12 protein-coding genes and 1 pseudogene are annotated in these 17,061 nt (G+C 66.3%); 2 read left to right on the forward strand and 11 right to left on the reverse strand.

Features of this window, described 5'->3' with window-relative positions; genetic code table 11:
• Positions 1-33 precede the first annotated feature (33 nt).
• The 7 genes and pseudogenes from ilvC to FA85_RS11565 form a co-directional block, all read right to left on the reverse strand.
• The gene (gene ilvC, locus FA85_RS11535; RefSeq protein WP_081907615.1) at positions 34-1,056 is read right to left on the reverse strand and encodes a ketol-acid reductoisomerase; all 1,023 of its coding nucleotides are present in this window, start codon (positions 1,054-1,056) and stop codon (positions 34-36) included.
• Positions 1,057-1,134: 78 nt separating this feature from the next.
• Positions 1,135-2,907, reverse strand: a complete 1,773-nt coding sequence (ilvD, locus tag FA85_RS11540) for a dihydroxy-acid dehydratase (protein WP_428977045.1) — start codon at positions 2,905-2,907, stop codon at positions 1,135-1,137.
• Positions 2,904-3,968 (reverse strand): 3-isopropylmalate dehydrogenase, encoded by a 1,065-nt coding sequence (gene leuB, locus FA85_RS11545; RefSeq protein ID WP_036116579.1) that lies wholly within the window; start codon positions 3,966-3,968, stop codon positions 2,904-2,906. The genes ilvD and leuB overlap by 4 nt, the downstream gene beginning before the upstream one ends.
• A complete protein-coding gene (gene leuD, locus FA85_RS11550; RefSeq protein WP_036116577.1) occupies positions 3,965-4,561 on the reverse strand; it encodes a 3-isopropylmalate dehydratase small subunit in 597 nt (198 codons plus the stop codon). Before leuD ends, leuB begins: the two co-directional genes overlap by 4 nt.
• The gene (gene leuC, locus FA85_RS11555) at positions 4,558-5,973 is read right to left on the reverse strand and encodes a 3-isopropylmalate dehydratase large subunit (RefSeq protein ID WP_036116575.1); all 1,416 of its coding nucleotides are present in this window, start codon (positions 5,971-5,973) and stop codon (positions 4,558-4,560) included. Before leuC ends, leuD begins: the two co-directional genes overlap by 4 nt.
• Positions 5,970-6,917 (reverse strand): branched-chain amino acid transaminase, encoded by a 948-nt coding sequence (locus FA85_RS11560; RefSeq protein WP_036116573.1) that lies wholly within the window; start codon positions 6,915-6,917, stop codon positions 5,970-5,972. The genes leuC and FA85_RS11560 overlap by 4 nt, the downstream gene beginning before the upstream one ends.
• A gap of 63 nt (positions 6,918-6,980) precedes the next feature.
• Positions 6,981-8,156 (reverse strand): annotated as a pseudogene (locus FA85_RS11565) (2-isopropylmalate synthase); the annotation flags it as partial.
• Positions 8,157-8,679: 523 nt separating this feature from the next.
• Between FA85_RS11565 and FA85_RS11575 the strand changes: the two are divergent.
• Together FA85_RS11575 and FA85_RS11580 are read left to right on the forward strand one after the other, a co-directional pair.
• Complete coding sequence (locus FA85_RS11575) at positions 8,680-9,564, forward strand: hypothetical protein (RefSeq protein ID WP_036116569.1); 885 nt, start codon at positions 8,680-8,682, stop codon at positions 9,562-9,564.
• 307 nt (positions 9,565-9,871) lie between these two features.
• Positions 9,872-11,173, forward strand: a complete 1,302-nt coding sequence (locus tag FA85_RS11580; protein ID WP_051944085.1) for an OprD family porin — start codon at positions 9,872-9,874, stop codon at positions 11,171-11,173.
• A gap of 26 nt (positions 11,174-11,199) precedes the next feature.
• On the opposite strand, the gene thrC is transcribed toward FA85_RS11580, so the two are convergent.
• The 4 genes from thrC to FA85_RS11600 form a co-directional block, all read right to left on the reverse strand.
• Positions 11,200-12,477, reverse strand: coding sequence for a threonine synthase (gene thrC, locus FA85_RS11585; RefSeq protein ID WP_036116566.1), 1,278 nt, complete (start codon positions 12,475-12,477; stop codon positions 11,200-11,202).
• Positions 12,478-12,479: 2 nt separating this feature from the next.
• Positions 12,480-13,430 (reverse strand): homoserine kinase, encoded by a 951-nt coding sequence (locus FA85_RS11590; RefSeq protein WP_051944320.1) that lies wholly within the window; start codon positions 13,428-13,430, stop codon positions 12,480-12,482.
• The gene (locus FA85_RS11595; RefSeq protein WP_428977046.1) at positions 13,424-14,572 is read right to left on the reverse strand and encodes a homoserine dehydrogenase family protein; all 1,149 of its coding nucleotides are present in this window, start codon (positions 14,570-14,572) and stop codon (positions 13,424-13,426) included. Before FA85_RS11595 ends, FA85_RS11590 begins: the two co-directional genes overlap by 7 nt.
• Positions 14,573-15,041: 469 nt before the next feature.
• A complete protein-coding gene (locus FA85_RS11600) occupies positions 15,042-17,036 on the reverse strand; it encodes a bifunctional 2',3'-cyclic-nucleotide 2'-phosphodiesterase/3'-nucleotidase (RefSeq protein WP_036116565.1) in 1,995 nt (664 codons plus the stop codon).
• Positions 17,037-17,061: the final 25 nt, after the last annotated feature.

The raw sequence follows: 17,061 nt of genomic DNA on the forward strand, positions 1-17,061 counted from the left end.
GCGCGCAGCGCGCTCTCCTACAGGGTTTCTCGGTTATTCCGCGGCTTTGGCCGCTTCGGCGGGGGCCTTCGGCTGATTCGCCTGCAGCCACGGCATACGGGCACGCAACTGGGCGCCGACCTTCTCGATCGGGTGATCCAGATCCGCCTGTTTGAACTTCTTGTAGTTCGGCAGGCCCGCCTTGTATTCGGCCGTCCACTCACGTGCGAAGGTGCCGTCCTGGATGTCCTTGAGCACGGCCTTCATGCGTTCCTTGGTGCTGGCGTCGATCACGCGCGGACCGCGGGTGTAATCGCCGTACTGGGCCGTCTCCGAGATGAACTCGAGCATGCGCGCGATGCCGCCCTCGTAGAACAGGTCGACGATCAGCTTCAGCTCATGCATCACTTCGTAATAGGCGATCTCCGGGCGGTAGCCGGCTTCGGTCAGGGTCTCGAAACCCTTGATCACCAGCTCGGTCGCGCCACCGCAAAGGACGGCCTGCTCGCCGAACAGATCGGTCTCGGTTTCTTCCTTGAAGTCGGTCTCGATCAGCATGGCGCGAGCGCCGCCGATGCCGGCCGCATAGGCGGTGGCACGCTCGGTCGCGTGACCGGTCGCATCCTGGTGCACGGCGTACAGGCACGGGACGCCGCGACCGATCTCGTACTCGCGACGGACGAGTGCGCCGGGACCCTTCGGCGCGACCAGCACCACATCGATGTCCTTGCGCGGTTCGATCTGGCCGAAGTGGATATTGAAGCCGTGCGCGAACAGCAACGTGGCACCCGCCTTGATGTTGGCTTCGATAGCGTCCTTGTAGATGCCAGGCTGGGTCATGTCCGGAGTCAGCACGGCGACCAGATCGGCACCGCGCACGGCGTCGGCGGGCTCGGCGACCGCGAAGCCGTCGTTATAGGCGCGGCTCCAGGACGGGCCGCCGGCGCGCAGGCCGACGACGACGTCGAGCCCGGAGTCCTTCAGGTTGAGGGCATGCGCGCGGCCCTGGCTGCCGTAGCCGAGGACGGCGATACGGGCGTTCTGCAGGGGGGCGGTGGTGGCTTGCTTGTCGGTCACGGTGTTCTCCTTGATGCGTCGTTGTCTGGGCGGGAGCCAGGTCGGTTGGCGATTCCCGTTGATGAATCGTCGGAACGATCAGTTGCCGATGAGCTCCTGCGTGCAGTCGTCTTCGGCGTATTCGCGGCGTGGCGGGTTAGCGATGGCGGTAGCGGTAGCGGGCGCATCGTCGAAGGCCTGCGTCACGGCACCCTCGGCGGCGGAGCCGACCAGGCGTGCGTACTTGGCAAGCACGCCACGGGTGACCTTCGGCGGCTCCGGTCGCCATGCCGCGCGGCGCGATGCCAGGTCCGCGTCGGTGCGGAGCTCCCGCGTCGAGGCATCGATGAAGATCGCATCGCCCTCGCGGATCAGGCCGATCGGGCCGCCGCGCGCGGCCTCCGGTGCGATGTGCCCGACCATGAATCCGTGCGTCGCGCCGCTGAAGCGGCCATCGGTGATCAGCGCCACATCGTTGCCGAGCCCGCGACCGATCAGGGCGGCCGTCACCGCCAGCATCTCGCGCATGCCCGGACCGCCGGCGGGTCCTTCGTTGCGGATGACCATCACGTCACCGGCACGGATACGTCCGGCCTTCACGGCGGCGAACGCTTCCTCTTCGCTTTCGAAGACACGGGCCGGTCCGGCGTGACTGCTGCGGCCGTGGCCCGCGAGTTTCAGGATGCAGCCCTCGGGTGACAGATTGCCGTAGAGGATGCTGTAGCCGCCACGTGGCTTGAAGGGGTTGTCGACGGAGCGAACGACCTCCTGGCCCTCGGTGGCCGCGGGTGCGGCGTCGAGCTCGGCGAACAGGTTGCGGCCGGTGACGGTCTGCGTGTCATTGAGCATGCCGCCCTTGCGCAGTTCGCGGGCGACGATGGTCGTGCCGCCGGCGGCGGTCAGTTCGACGGCGCTGTAACGGCCGCCGGGCATGAGGTCGGCGATGACCGGCGTATGCGCGGAGGCCGGCTCGAAATCTTCGATCGACAGCGGAACGCGCGCTTCGTTGGCGATGGCGAGCAGGTGCAGTACCGCGTTCGTGGAGCCGGCCGTGCCGGCGACCATGCGCGCGGCATTGTCGAACGCGTTGCGGGTCATGATGTCGCGCGGCTTGCGATCGGCGTTGAGGCATTCCATCGCCAGCTCGCCACAGCGGAAGGCGGCGTCGCGCTTCGACGGATGTGTCGCCGGGATATCGTTGAGACCGACCGGCGACAGACCCAGCGTGGTCAGCACCATCGCCATGGTGTTGGCGGTGTACTGCCCGCCGCAGGCACCCGCGCCGGGGCAGGCGTGACGCTCGACGTCTTCCAGTTCGGCATCGTCGATCTTGCCCGCGCCATGAGCGCCCACCGCTTCGAACACCTGCTGTACCGTGATGGCGCAGCCGTTGCGCGTGCCGTGATCGATGCTGCCGCCGTACAGCGCGACGCCGGGGATGTTCAGGCGGGCCAGGGCCATGGCGGCGGCGGGAATGGTCTTGTCGCAGCCACACAGCACCACCATGGCATCCAGACAGTGACCATCGACGGCCAGCTCGATCGAGTCGGTGATCACCTCACGGCTGACCAGCGACGAACGCATGCCGGTGGTGCCCATCGCGATGCCGTCGGTGACGGCGATGGTGTTGAACTCGACCGGCGTGCCGCCTGCCGCACGGACGCCTTCGGCAGCGGCTTCCGCCAGTTCACGCAGGTTGAGGTTGCACGGCGACACGTTGGACCAGCTGTGCACGATGGCGACCATCGGCCGCGCGATGGCGTCGTCGTCGAGACCGGTGGCGCGCAGCATGGCACGTGCCGGCGCGCGGTCGGGACCGGTCTTGATCGCATCGCTGCGCAGCGTGCGGATGGGGATCTTCTTGTCGTTCATGCGGCCTCCGCGTTGGCGTGACAGGCTTCCAGGACGGCGCGGGTCACGTCATGCGTGCTCGCGCTGCCGCCCAGGTCGCGGGTGAGGTTGGCGTGCTCCAGGACGTGATCCACCGCGGCTTCGATCACGGCGGCCTCGTCGGCCAGACCGAGCGAGTGACGCAGCAACATCGCGGCGGAGAGAATCGTGCCGAGCGGGTTCGCCAGCGACTGGCCGGCGATATCCGGTGCGGAACCGTGGATCGGCTCGTAGACGCCCGCGCCAGGACCGCCGATGGACGCGGAAGGGGACAGACCCAGCGAGCCGGCGAGCACCGAGGCTTCGTCGGTCAGGATGTCGCCAAACATGTTCTCGGTCACGATGACGTCGTAGTCGGCGGGACGCGTCAGCAGATGCATCGCCATGGAGTCGACCAGCTGATGTTCCAGCTCGACATCGGGGTAATCGGCGGCGACGCGCGTTGCCACCGAGCGCCACAGGCGCGATGTCTCGAGCACATTGGCCTTGTCGACCGAGGTCACCTTCCCGCGGCGTGTACGTGCCAGCTCGAAGGCATGGCGGACCACGCGTTCCACTTCTTCGACGCTGTAGCGGCATTCATCCGTCGCATCGTTCTCGCTGCGCGTTTTCGCACCGAAGTAGATGCCACCGGTGAGTTCGCGGATGAAGACCAGGTCGACACCCTTCGTCCGCTCCGCTTTCAGCGGTGACAGCGCCGCGGTGCGCGGATGCAGCTTCAGCGGGCGCACGTTGGCGAACACACCCAGCAGCTTGCGCATGGCCAGCAGGCCCTGCTCGGGACGGACCTTCGCAGCCGGATCGGACCACTTCGGGCCACCGACGGCACCGAGCAGGATCGCGTCGGAAGCCAGCAACGCGTCACGCGTCGGCGGCGGCAGCGGATCGCCGAAGCGATCGATCGCATCCCCGCCGATGGCGTGCTCGGCGAACGTGAACTCGTGGCCGAAACGTTCGGCGATGGCGCTCAGCACGGCGACGCCGGCCTCAGCGACTTCCGGGCCGATACCGTCACCCGGCAATACGACGATCGAGGCCTTCATGCGGCTTCCTCCATGCGTGCTTCGAACGCCGCGATGTCGGCTTCCTGCTGCAGCAGGAAACCCATCTGGTCGACGCCGTTGAGCAGGCAATGACGCGAGAACGCGTCCAGATTGAAACGAATGGTGCCGCCGTCCGGCAGGCGGATGCTGCCTTCGGCGATATCGATGCGCAGTTCGACGCCGGGATTGTCGAGCAGCCAGCGGTGCTCGGCCTCGCTGACCACGATCGCCAGCAGGCCGTTCTTCAGCGAATTGCCGCGGAAGATATCCGCGATCTCGCTGGAGATCACCGCCTGGATGCCGTAGTCCAGCAGCGCCCAGGGCGCGTGTTCGCGCGAGGAGCCGCAACCGAAGTTGTGGCCGGCGACGAGGATCGAGCAACCGCGCGCCGCGGGCTGATTCAGCGGGAACGCGGGGTCGTCACTGCCGTCGGCGGCGTAGCGCCAGTCTTCGAAGCAATGCTTGCCCAGGCCGGTACGTTCGGTGGTGGTCAGAAAGCGCGCCGGGATGATCCGGTCGGTGTCGATGTTTTCGTTACGCAGCACCGCCGTGCGGGAATGCACGTAGGCGAGCGGGCGGCTAGTCTGGCTCATGCGGCGACTTCCTGGTTCATGTAATCGCGGGGGTCGGCGACTCGGCCGGCGATCGCCGACGCGGCGGCGACCAGCGGGCTGGCCAGTACCGTGCGTGCGCCCTTGCCCTGACGACCTTCGAAATTGCGGTTGCTGGTGGCGACGACCAGCTGGCCCGGCTGGGCGAGGTCGCCGTTCATGGCGATGCACATGGAGCAGCCCGGCTCGCGCCATTCGGCACCAGCGGCGCGGAACACCTCGTGCAGCCCTTCGCGCTCGGCATCGCGACGTACCTGCTCGGAGCCCGGCACCACCAGCATGCGCACGCCGGCGGCAACGGTGCGGCCGCGCAGGATTTCCGCGGCGGCGCGCAGGTCGGACAGGCGACCGTTGGTGCAGCTGCCGACGAAGACGACGTCGACCGTCTCGCCCGTGATCGGCTTGCCCGCGGTGACCTTCATGTAGTCGAGCGCACGCTGTTCCTGCGCGTCGGCGGCGGCGGGCACGTTGCCGTGGATCGGCACGACCATGCCGGGATGGGTGCCGTAAGTGACCGACGGCTGGATCGCCGACGCGTCGATGCGGACTTCGCGGTCGTAGGTGGCGCCTGCGTCGGTGGGCAGCGCACGCCATGCGGTAACGGCGCGGTCCCAGGCTTCGCCGCGCGGCGCGCGCTCGCGGCCCTTCAGCCAGTCGAAGGTGGTCTCGTCCGGCGCGATCAGGCCTGCGCGTGCGCCTGCCTCGATCGACATGTTGCACACCGTCATGCGCTCCTCCATCGACAGCGCGCGGATGGCTTCGCCGGTGTACTCGAGCACGTAACCGGTGCCGCCACCGATGCCGATCTGGCCGATGATGTGCAGGATCAGGTCTTTCGCGGTGACGCCTCGCTGCAACGCGCCGTCGACATGGATCGCGAAGGACTTCGGCTTCCGCTGCAGCAGGCACTGCGTGGCCAGCACATGGCCGACTTCCGTGGTGCCGATCCCGAAGGCCAGGGCGCCGAAGGCGCCGTGCGTGGCGGTGTGGCTGTCGCCGCAGACGATGGTCATGCCGGGCTGCGTGGCGCCCACTTCAGGTCCGGCCACATGCACGATGCCGCGTTGCGGGCTATCCCAGCCCATCAGGTCGATGCCGAACTCGGCGACATTGGACTCCAGCTTCGCGACCTGGGCTTCCGCCTCCCTCGTGTAATACGGGCGCCTGCCGTCCGCATCGGCGGGCAGCGTCGGCGTGGAATGGTCCAGCGTGGCGAGTGTGCGATCGGGGCGGCGCACCTTCAGCCCGCGTGCGCGCAACTCGTCGAAGGCCTGCGGCGACGTGACTTCATGCACCAGGTGCAGGTCGATGTAGAGCACGCCGGGCGTGCTTTCCGTTTCGGCTTTTACCTGGTGGCTGTCCCACAGCTTGTCGAACAGGGTACGCGCGCTCATGCCGCGACCCTCCCGTCCGCGGTTTCCTCGATGGGCGACAGCCAGCCCCACTGATCTTCGGTGCGGCCGTCGAACAGCCCGAAGAAGTCGTCCTGCAACTGACGGGTGATCGGCCCCGGACGACCGCTGCCGACCGGCTTGCGGTCGACCGAACGCACGGCGGTGACTTCGGCGGCCGTGCCGGTCATGAACACTTCATCGGCGAAGTAGAGCATTTCACGTGGCAGCGGCTGTTCGATGACCTGGAAGCCGCGCGCGCGAGCCAGCGTCAGCACGGAGTCCCGCGTGATACCGCACAGGATCGACGAGGCGGCGGGCGGCGTGTAGATCACGCCCTTGCGCACGATGAACAGGTTCTCGCCCGCGCCCTCGCTCAGCAGTCCGTCGGTGCCCAGCGCGATGCCCTCGGCGAAGCCGCCATTGATCGCTTCGCGCGCGATCAGCTGGCTGTTGAGGTAGTTGCCGCCGGCCTTGGCGCCGCTGGGATAGGTATTGGGCGCGGCGCGGTTCCACGAGGAGACGCAGACGTCGACACCCTTCTCGATCGCGTCGGCGCCATGGTAAGCGCCCCAGGGCAAGGCGATGATCGACACGTCGACCCTGGTGTCGAGCGACGGCGCCAGGCTGAAGGTGAATCCGCTACGGAACACGATGGGGCGCACGTAAGCGGACTGCAGCCCGTTCGCGGTGATGACATCGCGACAGGCCTGATTGATCGCCCTGGCGTCGTACGGCATCACCAGGTCGTACACACGCGCGGAATGGAACAGGCGCTCGGTGTGTTCTTCCAGTCGGAAATAGCGCGGGCCATCCGGCGTGGAGTACACGCGAATGCCTTCGAAGACGGAGGAGCCGTAATGCAGCGCGTGTGCGCCGACATGGACGGTGGCGTCCTGCCAGGACGTGATGCGGCCGTTGTGCCAGAGATGTTTCGGGGCTTCCATGGATCCTCCTCAGGACTGGACCGCGACGGGCGCGGCCTGGGTATCGAATTCGTAAGCGCTCATCAGAGCGGTGAGATCGTCGTTGGTTACCGAGCGCTGCCTGTCGGCCAGCACCTTGAAGCGATCGAAGACGGCGTCCAGCGTCGTTTCGTCGATGTCGTACTCCAGTTCTTCCAGGCGCTGCCGCAGCGCGTGGCGACCGGAGTGCTTGCCCAGGACCAGCGAGGTCTTCGCCCCGACGTCCTGTGGCCGCATGATTTCGTACGTGCCCCGATGCTTGATCATCCCGTGCTGATGAATGCCGGATTCGTGCGCGAAGGCGTTGTCGCCGACGATCGCCTTGTTGCGCGGCACGGCCTGCCCGGTCACTTCGGCCAGCAGGCGAGAGGTCGGATAGAAGTGCCGGGTGACGATGCCGGTATCGACCTTGAACAGCGGGCGGCGCGTGTGCAGCGCCATGACGATCTCCTCCATGGCGGCGTTGCCGGCGCGTTCGCCGATGCCGTTGATGGTGCATTCCACCTGGCGTGCACCGGCGGCGACGGCGGCCAGCGAGTTGGCGACGGCCAGGCCCAGATCGTCGTGACAGTGGGCCGAAAACACGACTTTGTCCGCGTTTCTCACGTGGGCGCGCAGGTAGGTGAACATCCGGGTGATTTCGTCGGGGGTGACGTAGCCGACGGTGTCGGGAGCGTTCAGGACGCTGGCGCCGGCTTCAACGGCGACCGAGAAGATCTCGGCGAGGTAGTCCGGCTCGGTGCGCAGGGCATCTTCGGCGGAGAATTCGACTTCGTGGGCCAGGGCCTTCGCCCGGTGGATGGATTCGGCGGCGATGTCGATGACTTGCTGCTTGCTCTTGCCCAGCTTGTGTTCGCGATGCAGCGGGCTGGTGGACAGGAACAGGTGGATCCGTGAGTGATGCGCGCCTTGCAATGCTCTGCCCGCGCTGTCGATATCGCCTGGCTGGCATCGGGCCAGCGCGGCGACCGTGGGCGTCTTCAGCGATCTTGCGATCTCGGCCACGGCGGCGAAATCGTCGGGTGAGGCCTGGGGGAACCCGGCCTCGATGATGTCGACACCCAGTTCTTCCAGGGCGTGCGCCATGCGCAGCTTGGCTCGTCGGTCCATGGAGAATCCAGGGGCCTGTTCGCCGTCGCGCAAGGTGGTGTCGAAGATACGCACGCGGCCGCCTACGTCGCTCTCGACGGATTCGGTGCTGCCCTGGTTTGCTGGATTCATGTCTGGCTCCGCTCGTGAATGAGGCGGGCCCGGGGCAATAAAAAACCCCGCATCCGTTGCCGGGTGCGGGGTTCTTCAGGAGTCTTCAGGTTTGTTGCTTATTCACCTGGACACTTGCCCTCAGCCCGCACCTCCGCAGGTAATAAGTACAAGGCTAAGAAGAAGGAGGCCGCCACCGAGACGCAGCTCGCCGACCGCCGGAAGGCGGTTCAGGTCAAAGCGGCCATGGGTGGTGCGCTGCGTCATGTCATCGAACGTATGTCACTTCGTCGGCGCGTGTCAACACTTTCGCGCGAAACTTTTTTCCTAGGACGTTTGGACGGCTAGACGCCCGATGTCGTGGTTCTCCTACGCAGGCCGCGCTGGAATGCGGCCTGCAGCCAAGTGGTATGGCCCTCATGGAATGAGAAAAATGGACAGTTAGTGGGAGTGTGACGGAGGTCGCACTTGGTCACGTTGACCGTGTTTTTTTGCGCCACCTAAACTGGTCACGTTCCAATCGACGTATCCCAAAGGACGATTCATGGCCAAGCAACGGACGGCCGGAGCGCGCATGTTTGCGCGGCTCACGGCATGCACCTTCCTCGCGTTCACCCCTCTCGCCCATACGGCTGACGCGCCCCCTCCCTTTATCGAGTACGAAGCCGCCGGTGAGTATTTCACCGACCTGATGCAGGTGAGCCTCCGGGCCATGCACGCGCGCTGCGAACACTTCAACGAACCCGACTGCCAGCTCATCTCGGCAGGAACCAGCGACATCGGCTACGCGTACACCTACCAGTTCCGCTATGACCGGCCGGGCGGCGACAGCGAATGGCGGAGCAGCGGCGATGGCGGCTACGGCTACATGTCCTGCGCGCCGGGCTTCTCGGTCTACATGATGGCCTTCGGCGTGCCGATGGGGCCCTTCGCGAACCGGGAACTCGATGTGGACAACATGTTCCCCGTGTTCTGTCAGGCGGCGGGGCGCGCGTCGGCGGTTGCCGGAAAGCGCGAAGTCGCGGATGCCTACCAGGACGGGAAGCTCGCCTTGCGCGAGGTGACCGAGGGCGGGGGGAGCGTGCGCTGGACCGTGAATGAGGAGGATGCCGGCATCCGGGTACGCGGCGTCTCCCGTGAGTCGGTGTCCGAATTTCTCATCAATGACGATCGCGTGGTCACCATCGGTGATCGGGTCACCCTGATCTACGCCGCCGACGGTTCGCTGCGACGGGTGCAGGGAAGCGACGGCACGTCGATCGATGCGCAAGGGAAATACGACCCCGAAGCAAGGCTTGGCCTACTGCTTGCGTCGATCACGGCCCAGTTGCCTGAGGTCGGTTCGCCCGGGCCGCTGGGGGTGGTGGCTAAGACGGGCGATGCGATCCGCGCACTGCTGGCCCGCTCCGAGAGCCGGGACGAGCCCTGACGTCGAGGCTGGAGCTCGTGGGAGCGGCATCCGCCGCTCCCACGAACCGGGTCCCGCCATGCATTTTCCTCAACTCGGAAATGTCATTTTTGTTTCAAGTTAGTTACAGGGTTGCCGATAATGGGCGGGCAACCCGTCGCGTCATCCGCGCTGTTGCAAGTCGAATCGCATGAAGTTGCGAAAAGCGTGGGTGACGAGCGAAGTACCTCTTCCGCGACGTCCCCGGTCTTGAATTGAAATTGCGCTTGAAACGCAAAGCAGGGGATACAACCGTGGTCAGCTCGTTTTACGCCGGTGCGGTGCACTGATGCGCGCCCGTTATCTGATCGCCGTCGCACTCGCATGCACGGCCGCCGGCGTCCAGGCCGATGATTTCTTCCGCGACGGCTCGTTCAACGGCGAACTGCGCCTGTACAGCTTTGCTCGTCATTACGATGCCGACACGCAGTACAACACGCGAGCCACGTCACTGGCGGGGCTGTTCACCGTGAAGAGCGGCAAGGTCGGTGGCTTCAGTCTCGCCGCCACCGCGTTCTCGGCGCAGTCGCTCGGCACGCGTGCCGACAACCCGGGCCGGGTCGATACCTCGCTGATGGGACCGAACCACGCGGTCAGCGGGTTTACCCAGGCCTATGCCGAGTATGCGAACGACTGGCTCGTGGCACGGGCCGGTGACCAATATCTCAACACGCCGTGGATGGGGCAGTTCGACTCGCGGGCAATCCCCGCTTCCTATCAGGCGGCCATGTTCGACTTCAAACCGGCCAGAGGCTGGGACATTTTCGCCATCCGCACGCTCCGCTGGAAAAGCCGAACCTCCAGCGGTTACAACGACGACAACCTGTATTACCCGTCGACGTACCATCACGACTCGATGTACGGCAACAACGGCGCATTGCCGCGCACCGCGCAGGAAATGGACGGCACCACGGCGATCGGTACGACTTACGCGACCGGCGGCCTGAAGGCGCAGGCGTGGTTCTACGACTTCGAGCACTTCGGCCGGATGGGCTACGTGGACGGCATGTACACGTTCAGGAACGACAGCGGTATCACGCCGTTCGTCGGCGCGCAGATCGTTCGCCAGACCAGTGGCTCGGATAACGTGCTCGTCGAGACGCACACCAGGCTCACCGGTGCCGCCGGCGACCGCGTCGATGCGCAGGCATGGGGCGTGGATGCGGGTGCGTCGGTCGGCAAGGCCAGGTTCGACGTGGCGTACAACAAGCTCGAGCGTCAGCACGACGCGGTGGGCGGTGGCGCGATCATCTCGCCGTACAGCAACAGCTATTCGGCCGATCCGCTGTACACCACGTCGATGCTGCGTGGCCTGGTCGAGCAGGGGCCGGGACATGCCTGGAAGGCGAAGGCGACCTACCTGATGCTGCACGATGCGCTGAGCCTCACGGCGGCCTATGCGCACTACGACACCAATCTGCGTGGTACCAGCCACAATCTGTACGTCGACATCGTCTACAAGCTCGACGACGTGCTGAAGGGTCTGCAGATCCGTGATCGCTGGGAGCACCCGGTGGGCGGTACCAACAATCTCAATCCCGGCAACCTGCCGTGGACAAGCAACCGCCTGATGATCGCTTACCAGTTCTGATCGGACGCATCGCCGGCTGGGGCTGGTTACCAGCCCCGCAACCACTCCGCGAACATCCGTCCATCCGCCGCCATCGGCTCCGCGGTCGCCCTGCGCGACAGCATGGCATCCAGCGCTTCGGGCACCGCGACCGTACGCCCGATCAACGGCTCCACCACCGTATCGAACTTCGCGGGATGTGCCGTCGCCGCGATCGTCCATGCGCGTCGATCGCCGGCATGCCGATGCCGCTCGAACACGCGGACAGCCGTCGCGGTATGCGGACAGAAGATCTCGCCGTCGTTACTCGCATGGCGACGAATGACATCGCGGATCTCCGCGTCGTCGACGCTTTCGGCGTGCCCGCCGCGTCGCGCCGCTTCCTCACCGCCGAACAAATGGCAGAGCCGCTCGAAGTTGCTTGGCGCGCCGACATCCATCGCGTTGGCGATCGTGGCCACCGCATCGCGCGCGCGATAAGGCTGTCCGCCGAAGAATTCCGGCAGCGTATCGTTGGCATTGCAGGCAAACATCACATCCCCGATCGGTAACCCGATCTCGCGCGCCCACAAGGCGGCTACCGCGTTACCGAGATTCCCCGTCGGCACGATCGTGTGCATCGCTTCGTCGGCCTCCAGCGAGGCATGGCCGAAGTAGGCCATCTGTGGCAGCAGGCGGCCAAGGCTGATGCTGTTCGCCGAGGACATCGGTACGTCGGATTGCAGGGCTGGGTCACCGAGCGCCGCCTTCACGAGACGCTGGCAGTCGTCGAAGCTGCCCTCCACGCGTAGTGCACGCACATTGCCGCCGAAGCTGCCGAGCTGATGCGCCTGTCGCGGCGATACCCGGTTGTCCGGGTAGAGAATGGCGACGCGCACGCCCGGCAGATGGTGGAAGGCGGCTCCCACCGCCGCACCGGTATCGCCGGAGGTCGCGACGAGAATGGTCAGCGGCCGGTCGTTGTCGCGACGCAGCCGGCTGAGGCACGCGGCGAGAAAGCGCGCCCCGAAATCCTTGAACGCCGCCGTGGGGCCATGGAACAGCTCCAGCACATGTGCGCCGTGGACGGGCAGCTGACGACGGGGCGTCGGATGGGCGAAGGCTTCCGCACAGATGGCAGGCAGTTCATCCTCTAGCGGATCGCCTGCGAAGAACGGTTCCAGCATCCGCAGCGCGGTACCGGCGAGGTCACCCTGGCGGAAAGGCAGCGATACCGTCGGCATCCGTTCGGGAACGTAGAGCCCGCCGTCCGGTGCGATGCCTGCGGCGATGGCGTCGGAAAGGCGCGTGGGCGCGGCACCGCCGCGCGTACTGACGTAGCGCATGCTCAGAGAATCCTGGCGGCAGGGCCGTCGATGGGAGCGACCAGTATGTCGCTGTCGTGGCCAGCCGCAGCGAACGCGGCGCGCATGTCGTGCGACGCGGCGTCAGCCGAGGCGCGGTCTTCGAACCAGCCGAACACACTGGGCCCCGCGCCGGAAATGCTGGCGCCGAAGGCACCGTGATCCAGCGCGGCCTGCTTGACGTCGGCAAAGCCCGGAATGAGCGGCGCACGTCGCGGTTCGACCAGTACGTCCGACAGACCCTCGCGTACCAGCGCCGCTTCGCCGCGGTAGCAACCCGCGAGCACGAGGGCGAGGTTGGCGCTCTGCGCCACGAATTCACCCAGCGCGTAATGGCCCGCGAGTGCGGCGCGCGCCCGGCGGGTCTCCAGCACCACATGCGGATGGACCAGGGCGCAATGCCATGCCGCCGGTACCGGGATGCGCACGAGGCGCTTGTCGGTGGCCAACACCAGTCCGCCGAGCAGCATGGGGCCGAGGTTGTCACCGTGACGGCTGCCGCTGGCGACGGCTTCGCCATCCAGCGCGAACGGATAGAGCGCCTCGCGCGGCAGCGGCTCGTCGAGCAACGCGTTGGCGGCGACGACGGCGGCCACGCAGGACGCGGCGGAGCCGCCCATCCCGGAGCCCAGCGCGATGCCCTTGTGCAGGGTGAGTTCGAAGCCGAAGGGCAGGTCGAGCGCACGCATCATCGACAGCAGTGCGGCGCCGGCGGTGTTGTCCACGGCGGCCAGCGGCAGGTCGGTGATCACGCCATGGATGGCGGCGATGCGCACCTCCCGTTCGGGGATGCGGCGCACTTCGGCGCGATCGCCCGCGCCGGCGACGCAGTGGCCCAGGATGTCGAAACCGACGCCGACGTTGCCGACACTCGCATACGCCTCGGCGACAGCGACATCCGCGCGGATCAGGGGTGAGGATTCTTCTTTCAGCATGCGCACCGTTTTACTCCCATGGCGCCGGCCACGCGCAGCAGATCCGTAAATACCGCCGCGGCCGTGACCTCGGGACCGGCACCCGGCCCCTGGACGACCAGGGCATTGTCGCAGTATCGGCGCGTGGCGAAACGCAGCACGTTGTCCGTGAGCTTCGAATGGGCGAAGGCATGGTCGGCGTCGACCACCTGCACGCCGACCGAGGCACGGTGGCCATCGAGCCGCGCGACGTGGCGCAGTGCACCTCCCGCGATACGGGCATCGGCGAGCAGGGCGGCCATGGGCGCATCCATCGCTTCGAGGTTGTCCATGAATTCGTCGCGCGAGGAGCCGGCGAGCTCGGCGGGGATCAGGCTGCGGACAGCCACATCGTCCAGAGACAGGGCAACGCCGGCCTCGCGGGCGAGGATCACCACCTTGCGGGCCACGTCCATGCCGGAGAGGTCGTCGCGCGGATCCGGCTCCGTGTAACCCATGGCATGGGCCTCGCGGACCAGCGCCGAGAACGGTACCGAGCCATCGAAGCGGTTGAACAGCCAGGCCAGCGTGCCGGAAAGCATGCCTTCCACGGCCGTCAGCTCATCGCCCGTGTCGATCATGTCGCGCAGGGTCTGCACGACGGGCAGGCCGGCACCGACCGTGCCTTCGTAGTACAGGTGCGCACCGCTCGCATCGGCCGCGGCGGCGATCTTGCGCCAGCGATCGAGCGGGCCGCTGGCCGCGCGTTTATTCGGGGTGACGACGTGGATACCGGCGCCGAGCCAGCCGGCATAGTGGTCGGCGACCAGGTCGCTGGCACTGCAGTCAGCGATGACGGCGACATGGTGGCCGTCCCCGGCGACATAGGCGGCAAACTCATCGAGTTCGGCCGGACGCCAGGTCTGCGCGCCGTGCTGGCGGCCGTTGAGGGCGTCGTCGTCGCAGTCGAGCCACATGTGCCGGCTGTCGCTTACGGCGCGCAGGCTGAGTTCGAGGTTGCAGTCACGCAGCAGACGCGGAGCCGCGAGGCGCAACTGGTTCAGCAGCGCGCTGCCGACCTTGCCGGGTCCGACGACACCGACTTGCACGACGAGCGGCTGGACGGCGGCGCGCACGGGCGCGGCGCGTAAGGGTGAGCGGGGTAATGCGACAGCGATGGACACGATCAAAGCCTCCGGTGAGAGGCCCGTGGTCACGTCAGGTGGGGATCTTGGCTGGGAGTTCCGGCGCCGATCCCGTCCTGCGGGAGGTCGGGGCCGGCAGCGACAAGGAACTAGGCGCGCGCGAACTCCGATCCTCCGACCATGGTAATGGTCGTAGTGGATGTGGTCGCGGTGGTGGTCACGGACGCAAGCGTGCCGGTCGGGGAGACCGTGGTGAAACGCAGCGCTGGCGTGATGGGATACATGTGCCCGACGTTATGCCCGGGTGATGGGGGCTGTCAAGCGTGTCGGACGTGGCCGGATGGCCTATGGAGGATATGGCTTTGCTGCCGGGGGGGCGGGGCAAGGTTGAATCGCCCGCAGGGCGGGCTCCTACAAGTCTGCGTAATTTTGTAGGAGCCCGCCCCGCGGGCGACCCCGTCCATCGCAGTCTCTGTAGGAGCCCGCCCCGCGGGCGACGCGAACTACCTCAACGCTTCGAAAGATCCAGCGCATAAACCGCCGTACCGTCGCCATTGTCGCGCAGCTGCCTGACCGCCAGTCCCTGCGCCTTGGCTACGCCTTCCTTCCCGGACGCCGCCGTAAACGTCACCGGCCCCCTGGTCTTCACCGGCACGAAGCTCCACGAACGCTTGTCCACGTCCTTCGCGGTCACGGTCTTCTTCGCCTCGACCCACTTGATCACGACTTCGCGGTTGCCGTCCGGCGCGTTGAGCACGACGGACTCACCGTTCATGCCGGGGAACTCACCACCACCGTTCGCACGATAGCTGTTGGTCACGACGATGAAGGTCTGGCCATCCCTGATCGCCTTGCCCTTGTACCGAAGATTGCCGATACGCTGGCCTTCCGGCTTCGTGATGTCGATGGTGTACGTGATGCCGCCCTGCATCTGGTCGAAGTTATACGGCACCAGCTTGCCGGTGAGCGGCTGTTCGCCTTCCTTCGACGGATCGATCTGGTTGAAGCGCGTCGCCGATTTCTCGAGCCAGGCCTTCACCCCTGCCGTGTCGATCTTCACCGCCGCCAGCGTGTTCGGATAGAAGTAAAGATCCGCGGCGTTACGGATCGTCATCGGTCCCCTGGCGACATCGGTGTAATCGTCCGGACCGCCGAAGCCCGTACGAAAGGCGGAGGCCGCGGAAATCACCGGAATGTCCTTCCACTCCGGATGCTCACGTGCGATCTCGTCGCGTGCATAGTCGGCCTGAGCCGCGTTGACCACCGCCAGCGCGCTCATGTTGCCTTCGTCGGCGAAGTAGCTGGTGAGGTCGTGATCGGTCGCGCCGATCGGCGTGTTGACGTACGCGACCGCGGCGTCGTGCGCTTCCTTCACGATCGGCGCGATGGCCGGATCCGCAGGCACGCACTCGTTCTTCTTCGGACAGATCGGACGGACCTGGCTGTGGCTCTTGTCCTTCTGCACCACCCAGCGACCGTTCTCGCGGGTCATGGTCATGTTGATGACACCGAGATCCTTGCCGAAGAAGCCGCCCATGACCGCAGGCACGCCGCGGACGATGCCGCGCTTCGCGTCGACGTCTTTCATGTCCATGTAGCGCGGCCCCGGAAACTCGGTATGCGAATGGCCGAGCAGCAGCGCATCGATGCCCGGCACACCGGCGAGGTACCACCCGCCGTTCTCCATCTGCGGCGTGTACGGCGCGGTGTTGAGGCCGCCGTGCAGGATGGCGACCACGAGGTCCGGTTTCTGCGCGAGCACTTCCGGCATGTAACGGTTGGCCGCTTCGACGACGCCGTCGACAGTGACCTTGCCCTGCAGGTTGCGCTTGTCCCAGTCGAGGATCGGCGGCGGCGTGAAGCCGATGATGCCGATGCGGAGCGCGGTCGGCGTGGTGCTGCCGTCGGCGTTCTTCACCTCGACGGTTTTGGTCACGATCGTCCACGGCTTGAAGATCGGCTGCTTGTCACGAACGCTGTAGACGTTGGACAACACCAGCGGAAACTTCGGGCCGGCACACTGCCGCGGCTTCACGCCGTCGACGTTCATCGCGGTGTTGGTGACCTGAGCAAGGAACGGCAGGCCGTAGTTGAACTCGTGATTGCCGGCGGTGCCGCCGTCGTAACCGATCGCGTCCATCGCGGCGTAGATGCCGAGCTCGGTATCGCAACCGACCGGCTTGACCAGTGCCTGATAATCGGCGAGTACCGAGCCCTGGATGGTGTCGCCACTATCGAACAGCACGGTGTTCGGGAACTCCTTGCGCGCCTGACGGATCAGCGTGGCGAGACGCTCGTAGCCGAAGCTCGGGTCGTCCTTCTGCTTGTAGTAGTCGTACGACAGGATGTTCGAATGGACGTCGGTGGTCTCGAGGATGGCGAGGTCGAGCGTGGCGCCATCTTTCACGCTGCCGGTTTTGCCGGACTTGTCCGCGGTCGGCGCGCTGGCGCACGCAGCGAGAAGGGCGGCCGAAAGCGTGGCCATCGCGAGAGATCTGAACATCGAAGGGTATCCGGGTGGGAACAAG

The sequence above is a fragment of the Luteibacter mycovicinus genome (assembly GCF_000745235.1).
Taxonomy (GTDB): domain Bacteria; phylum Pseudomonadota; class Gammaproteobacteria; order Xanthomonadales; family Rhodanobacteraceae; genus Luteibacter; species Luteibacter mycovicinus.